A 14,817-nucleotide genomic window follows, 5' to 3' on the forward strand; every position below is an offset into this window, starting at 1 on the left:
GTCAGGTGGTGGAGAAGGCCGCGTCGAAGGCGGTGGTTGGTGGGGTGATGGAGTTGAGGCCACGGATGTAGCCCAACGCCTCCCGTGCCCCGTCCAGCCGATCCATCCCCGCGTCCTCCCACTCGATCGAGATGGGCCCGCTGTACCCGATCGAGTTGAGCGCCCGGAAGCAGTCCTCCCAGGCCACGTCGCCGCGCCCGGTGGAGACGAAGTCCCAGCCGCGCCTCATGTCCGCCCACGGCAGGTGGGAGGAGAGGCGGCCGCGGCGGCCGTCGCCGATGCGGACGCGGGTGTCCTTGCAGTCCACGTGGTAGATCCGGTCGGCGAAGTCCAGGATGAACGCCACCGGGTCGAGGTCCTGCCAGACCATGTGGGACGGGTCCCAGTTGAGGCCGAACGCGGGACGGTGGCCGATGGCCTCCAGCGTGCGCTGGGTCGTCACGTAGTCGTAGGCGATCTCGCTGGGGTGGATCTCGTGGGCGAACCGGACACCGACCTCGTCGAAGACGTCGAGGATGGGGTTCCAGCGGTCCGCGAAGTCCTGGTAGCCCGCCTCCACCATCGAGGCCGGCACCGGCGGGAACATCGCCACCGTGTGCCAGATCGACGACCCGGTGAAGCCGACCACCGTGTCGACACCCAGCAGGGCCGCGGCTCGCGCCGTGTTCTTCATGTCCTCGGCGGCCGCCTGGCGTACGGACTCGGGATCGCCCGAGCCCCAGATGCGCGCGGGCAGGATGGCCTTGTGGCGCTCGTCAATGGGGTGGTCGCAGACGGCCTGACCGACAAGGTGGTTGGAGATGGTCCACACCTTGAGGCCATGCTTTTCGAGCTGCGCCTGCTTCGCCGAGACGTACGACGGGTCCGCGATCGCCTGCGCCACGTCGAAGTGGTCGCCGGAGCAGGCGATCTCGAGGCCGTCGTAGCCCCATTCGGCGGCTAGCCGGCAGACCTCCTCGAACGGCAGGTCGGCCCACTGGCCGGTGAACAATGTGACCGGTCTCATACGTCCTCCACGACTGTGAAGCGGCTGGAGTCAGCCGCGCTGCGCTCGACCGCGGCGAGCACGCGTTGCACCCGGAGGCCGTCCGCGAACGACGGCGCCGGGTCGTCGCCCTGAGCGATGGCCTCCAGGAAGTCCTTGATCTCGTGGGTGAAGGTGTGCTCGTACCCGAGTCCATGCCCGGGCGGCCACCACGCCGCCGCGTAGGGGTGGTCGGGCTCGGTGACCAGGATGCGTTTGAAGCCGCTGCCGCCCTCGCTGACCCACAGCTCGTTCATGGCCTCGAAGTCGAAGGCGAGGCTGCCGAGCGAGCCGTTGAGCTCGATGCGCAGGGCGTTCTTGCGTCCGGTGGCGAACCGGGTGGCCTCGAAGGAGGCCACCGCCCCGCCGGAGAGCCGTCCGATGAAGAGCGCGGCGTCGTCCACGGTGACGGGCCCGGTCTCCGACGAGCCCGGCGAAAGCGGGCGCTCCTTGACGAACGTCTCGGTGAGCGCCGAGACGCCCACGATGTTCTGGCCGGTGATGAACTGGGCGGTGTCGATGATGTGCGCCCCGATGTCGCCGAGCGAACCGGACCCCGCCTTGTCCTTCTGCAGCCGCCACACCAGCGGGAACTCCGCGTCGACGATCCAGTCCTGCAGATATTGGGCTCGTACGTGCCGGATCTCGCCGAGCCGGCCCTCCTCGACGTAACGCCGGGCCAGCGCCACCGCCGGAACCCGCCGGTAGTTGAAGGCCACCATGTTCTTGCCGGACGACGAAGCCGCGGCCCGCACCATGGCCTCCGCCTCGGCGACGCTGTTGGCCAGCGGCTTCTCGCAGATCACGTGCTTGCCGGCCGCCAGGGCCGCGATGGCGATCTCGGCGTGGGAGTCGCCCGGCGTGCAGATGTCGACGATCTGCACGTCGTCGCGGCTGACCACTTCCCTCCAGTCGGTCTCGGTATCGGCCCAGCCGAGCCGGGCGGCAGCGGCGGCGGTGTGTTCCTTGGACCTACCGGCCAGCACCGCCATGCGCGGTGCCAGCGGCAGGTCGAAGAAGGCGCCGACGCTGCGCCAGGCCTGGGAGTGGACGCGGCCCATGAACGCGTAGCCGATCATGCCCACGCCGACGGTGGTTTGGTCTGACATGCAACCCCCGATCAGGATTCGAAGCCGAGTGGCAGGTATTTCTCGACGTTCTCCTTGGTAATGGTCTCCGACGCGAGCGTGATCGACTGCGGGACCTGGTTCTCCACCAGGTCGCTCATGCCCTTCTCCTGCGCTATCAACCTGGCCAGTTTGATGGCCGAGGCGGCCATCGTGGGACTGTAGGTGACGGTGGCCTTCAGCACCGACGTACCCGACTGGATCTCCTTCATGGCGTTCAGGGAGCCGGCGCCGCCGACCATGAAGAACTCGTTGCGCCCAGCCTCCTTGATCGCGGCGAGTACGCCCACGCCCTGGTCGTCGTCATGGTTCCACATGGCGTCGATCTTCTTGTGCGCCTGCAGCAGGCTGGCGGCCACCGAGTTGCCCGTCTCCACGGTGAACTTGGCGTCCTGCTTGGCCGTGACGCTGAATCCGTACGTCTTCAGCGCGTCGGCGAAGCCCTTGCTGCGGTCCTGGGTCAGCGGGAGCGTCGCGATGCCCTGGATCTCCACGATCACCGGGTTCGAGACGCCCTTGTCCTTGAGCTGCTTGCCGATGTAGTGGCCGGCCGCGACGCCCATGCCGTAGTTGTCCCCGCCGATCCAGGTGCGGTACGCCAGCTTGTCGGGGAAGATCCGGTCGAGGTTGATGACCGGGATCCCGGCCTGGGTGGCCTGGGTCGCGACCTGGTTGAGCTGCTGGCCGTCGTTCGGCAGGATCACCAGCGCGCTCACCTTGGCCGCGATCAGCGACTCGACGGCGGAGATCTGCTGGTTGATGTCGTTCGTCGGCTCGACGGGCTTGAAGTCGACGTCCGTGTACTGCTTGGCGGCGGACTCGGCGTTCTTCGCGATGGCCGCGATCCAGCCGTGGTCGGCCGCGGGCGCGGAGAAGCCGATGACGACCTTGGTGCCGGGCTGGTCGTTGCCGCTGGCAGCGGGAGCGGGGGCGGGGGCCGCCGACGAGGGCGTGGCCACGGGCTCGTTGCTGGTGCAGCCGGCCGCTAACAGTACGGCTCCGCCGACAAGGAAACCCCTGCGCGCGACGTTGTTGCTCATGGTGCTCTCTCCTTCAGGTTCCGTCGCTGGAGAAGGACGGCGACGACGATGATCAGGCCCTTGGCGATCAGCTGGTCGCTGGTGTTGAGCCCGTTGAGGATGAACAGGTTCGTGATGAGAGTGAAGATCAGCAGCCCCAGGATCGAGCCGATGATCGTGCCGCGGCCGCCCGTGAGCAGGGTGCCGCCGATGATGACGGCGGCGATGGCGTCGAGCTCGTAGAGGTCGCCGTGTGTGGAGGAGCCCGTGGTGGTGCGGGCCATGATGAGGATGGCGGCGATGCCGCAGCACAGCCCGGACAGGGCGTACAGGAGCATCGTGTGCCGGCGGACGTTGATGCCGGCGAGCCTGGCCGCCTCGGGGTTGCCGCCGACCGCGTACGTACGGCGGCCGAACGTGGTGCGGTTGAGCAGGACCCAGCCGAGCACCACGACCAGCGCGAAGATGTAGACGAGCAGCGGCACGCCGAGCAGGCGCGTGGTCGACAGGTCCACGATCGCGCTGTTGTCGACCTGGATGATCTGCGTCTTGCGGTCGGACATGCGCTGGGCCAGCCCTCGGGCCGCGACCAGCATGGCGAGTGTGGCGATGAACGGCACTAACCGCCCGTACGCGATGAGCAGCCCGTTGACCAGCCCCGTGCCGGTGCCGACGAGGATCGCGCAGATCGCCATCACGGCCGGCCCGTACGCCTGCGTGGCCAGCGTGGTGGCCCAGACGGAGGCCAGGGCCATGGTGGCGCCCACGGACAGGTCGATGCCGCCGCCGATGATGACGAACGTGGCGCCGACCGTGATGACACCGATGGTGGCGGCCAGCGACAAGATGCTGACCAGGTTGGAGGTGGTGGCGAAGTTCTCGGGCTTGGTGACCAGGCCGACGATCGCGAGCAGCACCAGTGCGATCACCAGGCCCAGGTGCCGGGTCTCCCCGAGCCAGGCCAGCGGGCCGGGCGCCCGCACGGCGAAACGGTCGTGCGGGCCCGCTTCTGCGGGGTTGCTCATCAGGCGGCTCTCCCATCCATGATCATGTCGAGCACGCGGTGCTCGTCGAGGTCTTGGGCGTCGCCCTGGTGGATGACCGTCCCCTCGCGCAGCACCAGCACGCGGTCGGACAGGCCCAGCACCTCCGGCACCTCGCTGGACACCAGCAGCACGCCGATGCCCTGGTCGGCCAGCCCGCGGATCACCGCGTACAACTCGGCCCTGGCGCCCACGTCCACACCCCTGGTCGGCTCGTCGAGCAGGAGCAGCTTGCGGCTGCCGAGCAGCCAGCGGGCCAGTACGGCCTTCTGCTGGTTGCCGCCGGACAGCGTCTTGATCGGCCGTTCGGGGTCGGGCGGGCGGATGTCGAGCGCCTCGACCAGCCGCTGCGCCTCGGCCTTCTCGCGGGCCCGGTCCATCCAGCCGAATTTGGCGAATCCCGGCAGGCTGCCCAGGGTGATGTTGGCGGTGACGCTCTGGTCCAGCAGGAGGGCTTGGGCCTTGCGTTCTTCCGGGGCCAGGCCCATGCCGCGCCGTACGGTGCCGACGATGTCGCCCCGCCGTACGGGCTTGCCCGAGAGCGCGACGCTGCCGTAGGCGCGCCGCGCGCCGTAGACCGCCTCCAGGATCTCCGAACGGCCCGAGCCGACCAGCCCGGCCAGCCCGACGATCTCACCGGCGCGCACCGAGAACGACACGTCGGCGAACGCGCCCGGCGAGCTGAGCCCCTCGACCCGCAGCACCTCGTCGCCCGGGGACTCCGCGGCGCGGGGTGGGAAGACGTACTCGACGTTGCGGCCGGTCATCAGCGAGACGATCTCGGAGGTGGGGGTGTCGCGGGCGGGCAGGCCGACGGCGACCGTACGGCCGTCCTTGAGCACGGTGACCCGGTCGCCGATCTCGCGGATCTCCTCCAGCCGGTGCGAGATGTAGACGACGGCGACGCCCTGGGCGGTGAGTTCGCGGATGATGCGGAACAGGTTCGCCACTTCGTCGTGGGCCAGCGCGGCCGACGGCTCGTCCATGATGATCAGGCGGGCCTCGTGCGAGAGCGCGCGGGCCATCGAGACGACCTGTTTGGCGGCCGGTGACAGGCGGCCGACCTCGGCCTTCGGCCGGATCTCCGGGTGGCCGAGCCTGGCTAACACGGCTCCGGCGGCCCGGTTGACCGCTCCCCTGTTCACGAAGCCGGCGCGGGCGTGCTCGTGGCCGAGGAAGATGTTCTCCGCGACGCTGAGCCCGTCGACGAGGTCGAGTTCCTGGTAGATGGTGGCGAAGCCGAGCCTGATGGCGTCCATCGGGCTGCTCGCCCTGACCTGCGCGCCGTTGAACTCGATCGTGCCCTCGTCGGGCTGGTGGGCGCCGGCCAGCACCTTGATGAGCGTCGACTTGCCGGCGCCGTTCTGTCCGAGCAGGCAGTGCACCTCGCCGGCCCGTACGTCGAGGTCCACCCCGTCGAGCGCGCGCACACCGGGGAACTGCTTGACGATCCCCCTCATGACAAGCATCGGGGTCCCTTTCAGGCGTTGACGATCCGGTTGATGTTCTCGGGTGACAGGTAGTGCTCGATCGCCAGGATCCCGGCGCCCAGCGCGGCGGCGTTGATCCCGGTACGGCTCGGCACGATCGAGAGATGATGCGTGGCCAGCGGCAGCGACCTGCGGTAGACCGTCTCCTTGATGCCCGCGAGCAGATGCTCGTGGACCCGGGACAGGGCGCCGCCGATGACGATCACCTCGGGGTTGAAGAAGTTGACCAGGCTGGCCAGCACCTCGCCGATGAGCCTGCCCGCCTCCCTGACCAGCCGGAGCGCCTGCGTGTTGCCCGCCTGTACGAGCGCCACCACGTCGGCCCCCGTCTCGGCGGGTGTGCCCAGCTCGGTCAGCCTCCTGGCGACGGCCGCGCCACCGGCGACCGCCTCCAGGCAGGCGCTGTTGCCGCAGCGGCAGCCGGCGTCCTCGTGGCCGGAGACCCGGATGTGGCCGATGTCGCCGGCCGACCCCTGGGCGCCGCGGTGCAGCTTGCCCTCGGCCACGATGCCGCACCCGATGCCGGTGCCGATCTTGACGAACAGCAGGTGGCCGGCGTCGGGGTAGGCGTTGCGGTGCTCGCCGAGCGCCATGACGTTCACGTCGTTGTCGACGAGTACGGCGCAGTCCGCGAAGTGCTCGGGGATCGGGTAGTCGTTCCAGCCGGGCATGATCGGCGGGTTGTTGGGCCGGCCCGTGGCGAACTCCACCGGCCCCGGCACTCCCATCCCGATCGCCTTGAGCGCGGCCCGCGGGCGTCCCGCCTCGGTGAGCAGCCGTTCCAGCCGCCTGTCGACGTGGGCCAGGACCGTCTCCGGGCCCTCGGCGATCAGCAGCGGGTCTTCGCATTCGGCCAGGACGTCGCCCGAGATGTCCATCAGCGCGATCCTGCAGTGTGTGGCGCCCAGGTCGACGCCGGCGAAGGCGTGGTCCTCGGTGTGCAGGCGGAGTTGTCGTGGTGGGCGCCCGCCGGTGGACTCACCGCTTCCGGTCTCCGATACCAGGCCGCGCTCGATCAGCGCGTCGACCCGCTGGCTGATCGTGGACCTGGCCAGACCGGTGAGTCTGGCGAGGTCCGAGCGGGTGGTCGCGGATCCGGCGCTGATGAGTGTCAGAACGTCACCGGGCGAGCCCGGAGCGGAGGTCATGCGGCGACAATAAGATCACAGATGCGGCAAATCAAGAGTGCAAGCCGCCCAAACACGCCCAACTTACGCCAACAATCGAACAAAGCCCTCTAGATTCGGACATAAGGGCTGTTCGACCACAATTGCCACCGACAGGCTCCGGCGCCCGACACGCCGGGTGGGCGCGCGGCGACGCCAGGGCCCCCACGCGTCGGGGTCGGTCTCGCCGCGAGATCGGCACGGCGGACGGCCCGGCCGGGGCCGTCCGGATCGTCAACATATGGAGAACCATCAGTGGTCATTCGGTAAGAACCGTGCGGCGGATGGAGCACCCATTAATAGGGCGCATATAACGGGTTCTGTGATGAACACTTCGCTGGCATTCCGGGCGAAATGTCCCATGACCCGCACCGCCATCCATACGGGGAGTCCGAAATGAGAGAAAAAATCACGATACCTATTTTCGTGGCGATGGCCGTCGGAGGTGGGATCGCGTTTGGGACCGCCGGTTTTGCGTCGGCCGAGTCCTTCCCGACGCCGGCCCCCACGACCACGAGCACCATGACTCCGAGGCCGACGCCCACGAGGACCGTGACCCCAAGGCCGACACCCACGTCCACGAGGACCGTGACAGCCAGCCCGACGCCCTACCCGCCGAGAGTCACCTCCACCTCGTCGTCGCACGTCGACGTGCACGTGGACATCGACGATCCCAGAGATCACTGGCGTCCCCACAACAACTGGGGCTGCGGCGGCCATTGCCATCACGGCCACCGTGAATTGCCGATGACAGGAGCACCCGTGAAGGCCCTGGCAGCGGCGGGTGCGGGCATGCTACTGGTGGGAACCGCCGGCACAATGATCGCTATTCGGCGTCGCCGTTCTGCCAGTGCGAAGTAAGACACGCCGAGTCGCCATCGTCAGCCTGCTGGCTCCGGCCGCAGGTCTCACGCTGGCCGGGAGTTGGTCCGCGTACCTCGGTCTGAGTGTGCGAGACCACCTGCAGGCGACCAGGGACGCACTGGTCCTGCTGCGCGCGAGCGACCCCGGCCGGCTGGCCGGGACGCTCGCGGACGCGCGATGGCACGCGTCCGAGGCCCGCCGGCTCACCTCCGGCCCCGACTGGTCGTTGCTCGCTCACGCTCCCGTGGTGGGAGACGGCGCGACGACCATTCGCGGGCTGGCGGAGACGGTCGCGGAGCTGACCACCGCCCTGGCTGACGTGCACCGGGCCACCGCGCAGCTGATCATGGACGTAGAACCCGCCACGGACGACCGGCCCGCCGCGGATGACCGGCCTTCCATGGCCGACGTGCGGCAGTTGCTGGCCGTCCTCGATTCGGCGGCACCGGTCCTGGACTCCGCCGCCGACCGGGTCGCCGCGGCGCGCTCACGCCTGTCCGGCACCCCGGCGCACACGGGCGTGAGCGCGGTGGACGAGGCGCGCAGCACGGCGCTGCGCGAAGTCGATCGGCTGGGCGGCTGGCTCGGTGCCGCGGCCGACGCCGCCACCCTGGTGCCGCCGATGCTGGGCCACGATGGTCCCCGCCGCTATTTCCTGGCATTCCAGACAAATGCCGAAGCGCGCGGAACCGGTGGCCTGGTGGGCGCCTTCGGCATTCTGAAAGCCGGGCGCGGCCAGCTCGACATAGAGCGGCTCTCCGCCAACAACCGTCTCTCGCCGAGTTCGGATCCGGTCGCCGACTACGGGCCGGAATTTCGCTCGCGTTACGGGCCGAGCGCGCTCTCCCTGCTCTCCAATTCCAATCTTTCCCCACATTTCCCGTACGCCGCGAATACCTGGACCTCCCTCTGGGAACGGCAGACCGGCCAGCAGTTGGACGGCGCCCTCGCGACCGACCCGGTCGGTCTCTCCTACCTGCTGCGGCTCATCGGACCGGTCACCCTCCCGAGCGGCGAGACGGTGACCGCCGAGAACGTCATCGGCCTCACCGAGCAGGAAGCCTATGTCCGGTACCCGAACCCGGACGAGCGCAAGAAGTTCCTCATCACGATCGCCGGCGCCGTCAGCGAGGCGCTGACCCGGTCCCGTCCGGACCCCGTCACGTTGCTCTCCACCTTGTCGCAGTTGGCCGAGGAGCGGCGGATCCAGGTCTGGAGCCGCCGGGACACCGAGGAGCAACGTCTGGAGACGACGCCGCTGAGCGGCGTGCTCCCGGAGAAGCCGGGTCCGTTCGCCGGTCTGGTGATCAACAACTCCGGTGGCAACAAGCTCGACTACTACCTCAAGCGCTCGCTCCGGTACGAACTGGCCTCCTGCCGCCCCGACGGGCAGCGCGTCACGAAGGTGCGGGTCCGTCTCACCAACGATGTGCCGCACCGCAAGCTGCCCACGTACGTCACCAGCCGCCTCGACCACCCCGACCGCCCGCGCGCCGTCGGCTCCAACCTGCTCTGGGTGTCGATGTACACCGGGGCCGGAGCGCAGAACGGTGGCGTGCGGATCAACGGCAAGCTGGTGAAGGTCGTCAAAGAGGTCGAACGATCCCATCCGGTCTACTCCACCATGCTGGAGCTCGCTCCCGGACAGTCGAAGACGCTGGAGTACCTCCTGCTGGAGCCCGCCTCGACCGCGCCGCCACTGGTTCCCGTGCAGCCGCTGGCCCATCCCCAGCAGACCCGGATCATGCAGGACCGCACCGGCTGCGGTCCGGAGTCCCAAATGATCGATAGCGAGGGTTAAAAACCGGCGCGCCGACAAGAGCGTCCTGACCAGGGCGTTCTACCGTCGCGCACATGGAAGGTACGAGGGATTTCCACATCCTGTTCGTGTGTACGGGCAACATCTGCCGCTCCCCTCTGGCGGAGCGGCTGGCCCGTTCGGCCCTCGGACCGTCGTTCCAGGTGACCAGCGCGGGCACCCACGCCGAGCCGGGCATGGACATGCACGAGCAGACGCGGCGGACACTGCTCCGCCTCGGCGGCGATCCCGGCGGCTTCGTCTCCCGCCCGCTGACCGCCGAGGTGGTGGCCGCGGCCGACCTCGTGCTGACGGCCGCCTCCGCGCACCGTGCAGATTCGGTGGCGATGCACCTCCCGGCGGCCGGGCGTATCTTCACCATCGTCGAGTTCGACACCCTGGCCCGAGCCGTCGCGCCCACGGCGATCACGTGTCACCACGATGCCGTATGGCGGGCTCACGCGCTGGTCGACGAGGTGCGAACGCTACGCGGCCTGGTCCCGGTGGACCGGCCCGACATCCTCGATCCCATCGGTGGCACCCGGTGGCACCACCGGATGGCGGGACGGAGGATCGCCAGATCGCTCGCCGTCCCGCTCCAGTTCCTCACACAACCGCCGGTGTCTCCGCCTCTGCCTTGACGTCGGTCTCGGACGCCTCGTAGTAGCCATAGCCGTAGCCATAGCCGTCGTATCGGCTGGCCTTGGCCGGCACGAAGTTCATGACCGTACCCACGATGCGGGCGTTGATCGACGACAGCAGTTCCGTGCCGCGCAGGATGTGCTCCTGCCGGGTCTTGCCGTACCGTGCGACGAGCAGCACTCCGTCGCAGATCGCCGAGAGTGTCGCGGCGTCGGTGACCGGCAGCAGCGGCGGCGCGTCGATGATCACCATGTCGTAGTCGCTCACCACCTGGTCGAGCAGATTGCGCATCCCTCGTGAGCCGAGCAGTTCACTCGGGTTCGGCGGGATCTGACCGCTCGGCAGCACGAACAGGCGCGGCTCTCCCCAGGGCTGAATCACCTGGTCCAGCCGCGCCTTGCCGATCAGTACGTCCGTCAGGCCGACCGCGCCCTCGATGCCGAGGTAGGTCGGGATGCGCGGACGGCGAAGGTCGCCATCGATCAGGAGCACCCGCCAGCCCGCCTGGGCCAGGGTGATCGCCAGATTGGAAGAGGTCGAGGACTTGCCCTCGTTCGGCAGGCAGCTGGTGATGACCAGTGATTTGGGCTGCCGGTCCACGCCGATGAACTGCAGGTTCGTACGCAGCGAGCGGAACGCCTCCGACCTGCTCGATCGACCTCGGGGCCGGACGATCAGCGGGTGACGCCGCGCGTCCCTCTCGTAGCCGATGATGCCGAGCGTCGAGCTCTTCGAGGTCCGCTGGAGCGTGTCGGAGGACTTGATGGTCGTGTCCAGGCGGTCGCGGAACACCAGCGTGGCGACGGCGATGAGCAGCGCGATCAGTACGGCGATCGCCATGTTGACCATGGGCTTGGGGCTGACCGGCAGCTGGGGGGTCTCCGCCTGGTCCACCACCGTGATCTTGATCGTGGGGCGGCTGCCCGGAGTGGGCCGTTCGATCTGGTCGATCAGCTGCGTGAACCGCAACCCCAGGGTGTTGGCCAGCCGCGCGGCGCGGGCAGGATCGTTGTCGGTGACGGTCGCACGGAGCAGGACGGTGCCGGGGACCACTTCCGCCGCGATGTTCGCCTGCAGGCGCCGGATGTCCTCGGGCGCGGTGATCTGACTGACCACCCGGCGACTGGACAGCAACGTGGCATAGGACTGCACCCGCTGCGCCGACAGCATTCCCGCCTGGTACGCCGTGGAGAGGCTGCCTTCCCTGTCGTGGCCGGAGACCAGCATGGAGATCGTCGCGACGTACTGCGGAGGCGTGTTCGCGGTGACCACCACCGCCGCGCCCACCCCGATCCCCAGCGAGAGCAGGAGGAGCAGCCAGTTCCTGCGCAGGAGCCGCAGGTAATAGAGCAGATCCACTGGATCAACGCCGCCTTTCACGAATTCTTGGAGGAACAGTCAGGTCTTCGACCGGCGCGTAGACGTGCACACCCTGCAGCAGGACGATGAGCACGACGGCGGTTCCGCCCACGACCATCGTCGTGACCAGGGGCGATATCAAGCGCAAGGTCATCATCAGACAGCAACAGCCGGCCACGGCCGCGATCGCGCCGAGCGTCGCGGCGACCGCCCGGGTGGAGAGCCCCATCCGGCGGAGCCGGTGTGACACGTGGTCGGTGCCACCCGTCAGCGGCGAGCGACCCGCCCGTATCCGCGCGATGAACACGACACCGGTGTCGACGGTGGCGACGAAGGTCGGCAGGAGCAACCCGGCGATCACCCTGCCGGGGCCCTGCCCCATCACCAGGAGGACAGCCGAGCAGGTGAGCACGAACCCGATGAACAGGGATCCGGAGTCACCCATGAATATCCTCGCGGGCGCCCAGTTGTGCGGCAGGAACCCCAGGCTGGTGCCGGCGAGGGCGATCAGGAGCAGCCCCAACGCCGGATGGCCGATCAGGAAGGCCGTTCCACCGAGGAAGGCGGCCGTGACGGTGGTGACGGCGCCCAGCGCGCCGTCCATGTTGTCCAGCAGGTTGAAGGAGTTGAGCATCACGACGATCCACACGACCGTGAGCAGCCCGTCCAGCCAGCCGTCGGCCGGCGTGGTGAAGTGGACGCCGGAGAGCACGACCCCGCTCGCCGCCCCGGCCTCCACGACCAGCCTGGTGACCGGGCGCAGCGGGCCGACGTCGTCGATCAGGCCGACCAGTGACACCGCGGTGGCCGCCAGGAGGATCGCCATGATCTGGAGATCGACGAAGCCGATCACCGCGATCACGGGCACGACCGTGCCGAACGTGATCGCGATGCCACCGAGGTAAGGGGTCGGTCGAGCGTGGGCCTTCTGCTCGCTGGGGCGATCGGTCAGTTCCCAGTTCAGCGCCAGGCGCTTCAACGGCACGATCGCCATACAGCTGATCAGGAACGCGGCCACGCCGGTGGCAAGGGCGATCGTCGCGTTCACGGGATGGACGCCGAAAGCTCTTCGCGAACCTGCTTGACGACCTCGACGAGGATCTCGTCGAGAGTGTGCCGTGGGACCCAGCCGGTGAGCTCGCGAATCCTGGTGGTGTCGGGGACCCGGCGGGTCATGTCCTCAAAACCCTCCTGGTAGGCCTTGTGATACGGGATGAGGTCGATCGCCGAGGTGGACCCGGTGTGATCGATGATCAGTCTGGCCAGGTCCAGGATGCTCACCTCGTTCGCGGAGCCGATGTTGAAGGTCTGCCCGACCGCCGCCTCGAGGTCGAGGAGCCGGAGCAGCGCGTCGACGACGTCCGCGACGTGCGCGAAGCAGCGGGTCTGGCTTCCGTCACCGAAGACCGTGAGGGGCGCGCCGCTGACCGCCTGCTGGACAAGACGCGGGATGACCATTCCGTAGGCCGGGCTCTGCCGTGGTCCCACGGTGTTGAACAGTCTGACGACGATCGTCGGCAGGCCGCGCTCCCGGTGATAGGCGTTGGCGAGGATCTCGTCGACGGCCTTGGCCGTGCTGTAGGCCCATCGCACCACGGACGGGCTGCCGAGGATGCGGTCGGCGTCCTCCTTCAGCGGTCCGGCCGAGTTCTTGCCGTAGATCTCGCTCGTACTGGTGATCAGGATCTTTTTCCGGTACCGATGCGCGGCCTCGATGACGACCTCCGAGCCGCGGATGTTGGTCGTCAGGCACCGAAGCGGCTGCTCGACGATCAGCTTGACGCCGACCGCGGCCGCGAGATGGACGACGACGTCGCACTGGTGCACCAGCTCGTCCACCATGAGCTCGTCCAGCACGGATCCCTGGACGAACTGCAGGTGGGGGTGGCCGGCGACGAGCGCGAGGTTCGCGACCCGGCCCGTCGACAGGTTGTCCACGATCACGACGGAGTCGCCGCGGGCCAGCAGCGCGTCGGTGAGATGGGACCCGATGAACCCGGCCCCGCCCGTAATCAGAAATCGCATCTGGTCACCTCACGCTTCCCGCTGAAGCGCGGTTGCCCGGCGCTCTTCATACAGCGATCGATACATGGCCTCGGTGTCGGCCACCAGGCGCTCCACCCCGAAGGAGGAGGTGGTCCAGTGGCGGGCGGACTCACCCATCTGGTGTCTGAGTCCGGGGTCGCGCAGCAGTCGTACGGTGTACTCCGTCAGCTCGCCGACGTCGGCGGAGCTCACGTAACCGGTGTGCTCATGCCGGATCACCTCGGCGACACTGCCCACCCTGGTGGAGACGCAGGGCCGTCCCGCCATCCCGGCCTCGATGAGCGCGACCGGCATCCCCTCGTTGTCGGAGGTGAGCAGGACCATGTCGGCGGCCGAGTAGACCGTCGCCACGTCGTCCCTCCATCCGAGCAGATGGAAGGAACCACGCAGGGGACCGATGGCCTGTTCCATCTCCTCGCGGAGCTCGCCGTCCCCGCAGACGACGAAGCGGCAGTCGGGCACGCTCCGGAGCACGGCGGTCGCCGTGGCCACGAACCTGTCGGGCCGCTTCACCTGGGTGAGCCGGCCGACGAAGGCGACGACGGGCGCGTCCAGCGGGATCCCCAGAGACAGGCGGGCATCCTCACGGCTGGGGATCGGGCCGAGCCCGACACCTGGCGGGGTGACGATGTACTGCTCCATACGGCCGATTCCGGCCTCCAGCAACTCGTCGCGGACGCGGGCTCCGACCGTCACCAGACGATCGGACATCGAGGCGAGAAGTCGCTCCGTCCGTACGTAGACAAATAGCTTGGGCGGGGAGAAATGCCCATAAAGCAGGTGCCCGTGAAACACGTGTGCCAGGGCCGGGTTGATACCGGACAGGCGGGCGGCCACGCGACCCAGCAAGCCGGCCTTCGTCGTTCGCGTGTGGACGATGTGCGGCCGGAACGCACGGATCGCCTTGACCAAGTGCCTGACGGCCCGGACGTCGTCAGCGGGCTTGATCGAGCGGCCGAGCCCAGGAACCCGGTGAATCGGCATCGCCGCGTTACGGAGCAGGAAATGGTCCCCTTCGTCACCGCTGACGTCACCCGTGTAGAGGCGATGGTCGAACTTGTCATGGTTCAACTGCGCGCACAACCCCGTTAGCTGAGTAGCCGGGCCGCCGATGTTCATCCGGGCGATGACATCCATGACTCTTATGCGGCCGTCCGGCTTCGCACAAGCTCCTGCGGAATGGGTCTTCATGCCGCAGAAGCTAGCTTGGGTCTTGACGCGGTCAATGGTCCGAGTCGC

At 68.4% G+C, this 14,817-nt stretch carries 12 protein-coding genes; 2 read left to right on the plus strand and 10 right to left on the minus strand.

Annotated features, from left to right (window positions below; all coding sequences use genetic code 11):
- Position 1: 1 nt before the first annotated feature.
- The 6 genes from KME78_RS35475 to KME78_RS35500 are packed head-to-tail and all read right to left on the minus strand — an operon-like array spanning position 2 to position 6,851.
- A complete protein-coding gene (locus KME78_RS35475; RefSeq protein WP_219533806.1) occupies positions 2-1,006 on the minus strand; it encodes a sugar phosphate isomerase/epimerase family protein in 1,005 nt (334 codons plus the stop codon).
- Positions 1,003-2,133: a Gfo/Idh/MocA family protein gene (locus KME78_RS35480; protein ID WP_219533807.1), complete on the minus strand. Its 1,131-nt coding sequence runs from the start codon at positions 2,131-2,133 to the stop codon at positions 1,003-1,005. The genes KME78_RS35475 and KME78_RS35480 overlap by 4 nt, the downstream gene beginning before the upstream one ends.
- A gap of 11 nt (positions 2,134-2,144) precedes the next feature.
- The gene (locus KME78_RS35485; RefSeq protein ID WP_219533808.1) at positions 2,145-3,191 is read right to left on the minus strand and encodes a substrate-binding domain-containing protein; all 1,047 of its coding nucleotides are present in this window, start codon (positions 3,189-3,191) and stop codon (positions 2,145-2,147) included.
- Positions 3,188-4,195 carry an ABC transporter permease gene (locus KME78_RS35490; protein ID WP_246652624.1) on the minus strand — a complete coding sequence of 336 codons (1,008 nt, stop codon included), beginning with the start codon at positions 4,193-4,195 and terminating at the stop codon, positions 3,188-3,190. The genes KME78_RS35485 and KME78_RS35490 overlap by 4 nt, the downstream gene beginning before the upstream one ends.
- On the minus strand, positions 4,195-5,682 hold the full coding sequence (locus KME78_RS35495; RefSeq protein WP_219533809.1) for a sugar ABC transporter ATP-binding protein: 1,488 nt from the start codon (positions 5,680-5,682) through the stop codon (positions 4,195-4,197). Before KME78_RS35495 ends, KME78_RS35490 begins: the two co-directional genes overlap by 1 nt.
- Before the next feature lie 11 nt (positions 5,683-5,693).
- The gene (locus KME78_RS35500; protein ID WP_219533810.1) at positions 5,694-6,851 is read right to left on the minus strand and encodes an ROK family transcriptional regulator; all 1,158 of its coding nucleotides are present in this window, start codon (positions 6,849-6,851) and stop codon (positions 5,694-5,696) included.
- An 868-nt stretch (positions 6,852-7,719) separates the two neighbouring features.
- Here KME78_RS35500 and KME78_RS67415 point away from each other — a divergent pair.
- Entirely contained in the window at positions 7,720-9,534 is a 1,815-nt protein-coding gene (locus KME78_RS67415) for a DUF4012 domain-containing protein (protein WP_219533811.1), read from the plus strand.
- 53 nt (positions 9,535-9,587) lie between these two features.
- On the plus strand, positions 9,588-10,172 hold the full coding sequence (locus tag KME78_RS35510; RefSeq protein ID WP_219533812.1) for an arsenate reductase/protein-tyrosine-phosphatase family protein: 585 nt from the start codon (positions 9,588-9,590) through the stop codon (positions 10,170-10,172).
- On the opposite strand, the gene KME78_RS35515 is transcribed toward KME78_RS35510, so the two are convergent.
- Genes KME78_RS35515 through KME78_RS35530 form a run of 4 tightly spaced genes read right to left on the minus strand, consistent with a single transcriptional unit; the run spans position 10,138 to position 14,715 of the window.
- Positions 10,138-11,532, minus strand: coding sequence for a tyrosine-protein kinase domain-containing protein (locus KME78_RS35515; protein ID WP_219533813.1), 1,395 nt, complete (start codon positions 11,530-11,532; stop codon positions 10,138-10,140). The two genes, KME78_RS35510 and KME78_RS35515, sit on opposite strands and share 35 nt — an antisense overlap.
- Positions 11,533-11,536: 4 nt before the next feature.
- The gene (locus tag KME78_RS35520) at positions 11,537-12,580 is read right to left on the minus strand and encodes a glycosyltransferase family 4 protein (protein WP_219533814.1); all 1,044 of its coding nucleotides are present in this window, start codon (positions 12,578-12,580) and stop codon (positions 11,537-11,539) included.
- Positions 12,577-13,557: an NAD-dependent epimerase/dehydratase family protein gene (locus KME78_RS35525; RefSeq protein ID WP_219533815.1), complete on the minus strand. Its 981-nt coding sequence runs from the start codon at positions 13,555-13,557 to the stop codon at positions 12,577-12,579. Before KME78_RS35525 ends, KME78_RS35520 begins: the two co-directional genes overlap by 4 nt.
- 9 nt (positions 13,558-13,566) lie before the next feature.
- Positions 13,567-14,715, minus strand: coding sequence for a glycosyltransferase (locus tag KME78_RS35530; protein WP_246652625.1), 1,149 nt, complete (start codon positions 14,713-14,715; stop codon positions 13,567-13,569).
- Positions 14,716-14,817 lie beyond the last annotated feature (102 nt).

This window comes from Nonomuraea guangzhouensis (assembly GCF_019396345.1).
GTDB lineage: Bacteria > Actinomycetota > Actinomycetes > Streptosporangiales > Streptosporangiaceae > Nonomuraea > Nonomuraea guangzhouensis.

Coding starts and splice junctions, on each gene's coding strand:
- KME78_RS35475 (WP_219533806.1), bottom strand. CDS start 1,006: ATGAGACCGGTCACATTGTTCACCGGCCAGTGGGCCGACCTGCCGTTC.
- KME78_RS35480 (WP_219533807.1), bottom strand. CDS start 2,133: ATGTCAGACCAAACCACCGTCGGCGTGGGCATGATCGGCTACGCGTTC.
- KME78_RS35485 (WP_219533808.1), bottom strand. CDS start 3,191: ATGAGCAACAACGTCGCGCGCAGGGGTTTCCTTGTCGGCGGAGCCGTA.
- KME78_RS35490 (WP_246652624.1), bottom strand. CDS start 4,195: ATGAGCAACCCCGCAGAAGCGGGCCCGCACGACCGTTTCGCCGTGCGG.
- KME78_RS35495 (WP_219533809.1), bottom strand. CDS start 5,682: ATGCTTGTCATGAGGGGGATCGTCAAGCAGTTCCCCGGTGTGCGCGCG.
- KME78_RS35500 (WP_219533810.1), bottom strand. CDS start 6,851: ATGACCTCCGCTCCGGGCTCGCCCGGTGACGTTCTGACACTCATCAGC.
- KME78_RS35510 (WP_219533812.1), top strand. CDS start 9,588: ATGGAAGGTACGAGGGATTTCCACATCCTGTTCGTGTGTACGGGCAAC.
- KME78_RS35525 (WP_219533815.1), bottom strand. CDS start 13,557: ATGCGATTTCTGATTACGGGCGGGGCCGGGTTCATCGGGTCCCATCTC.
- KME78_RS35530 (WP_246652625.1), bottom strand. CDS start 14,715: ATGGATGTCATCGCCCGGATGAACATCGGCGGCCCGGCTACTCAGCTA.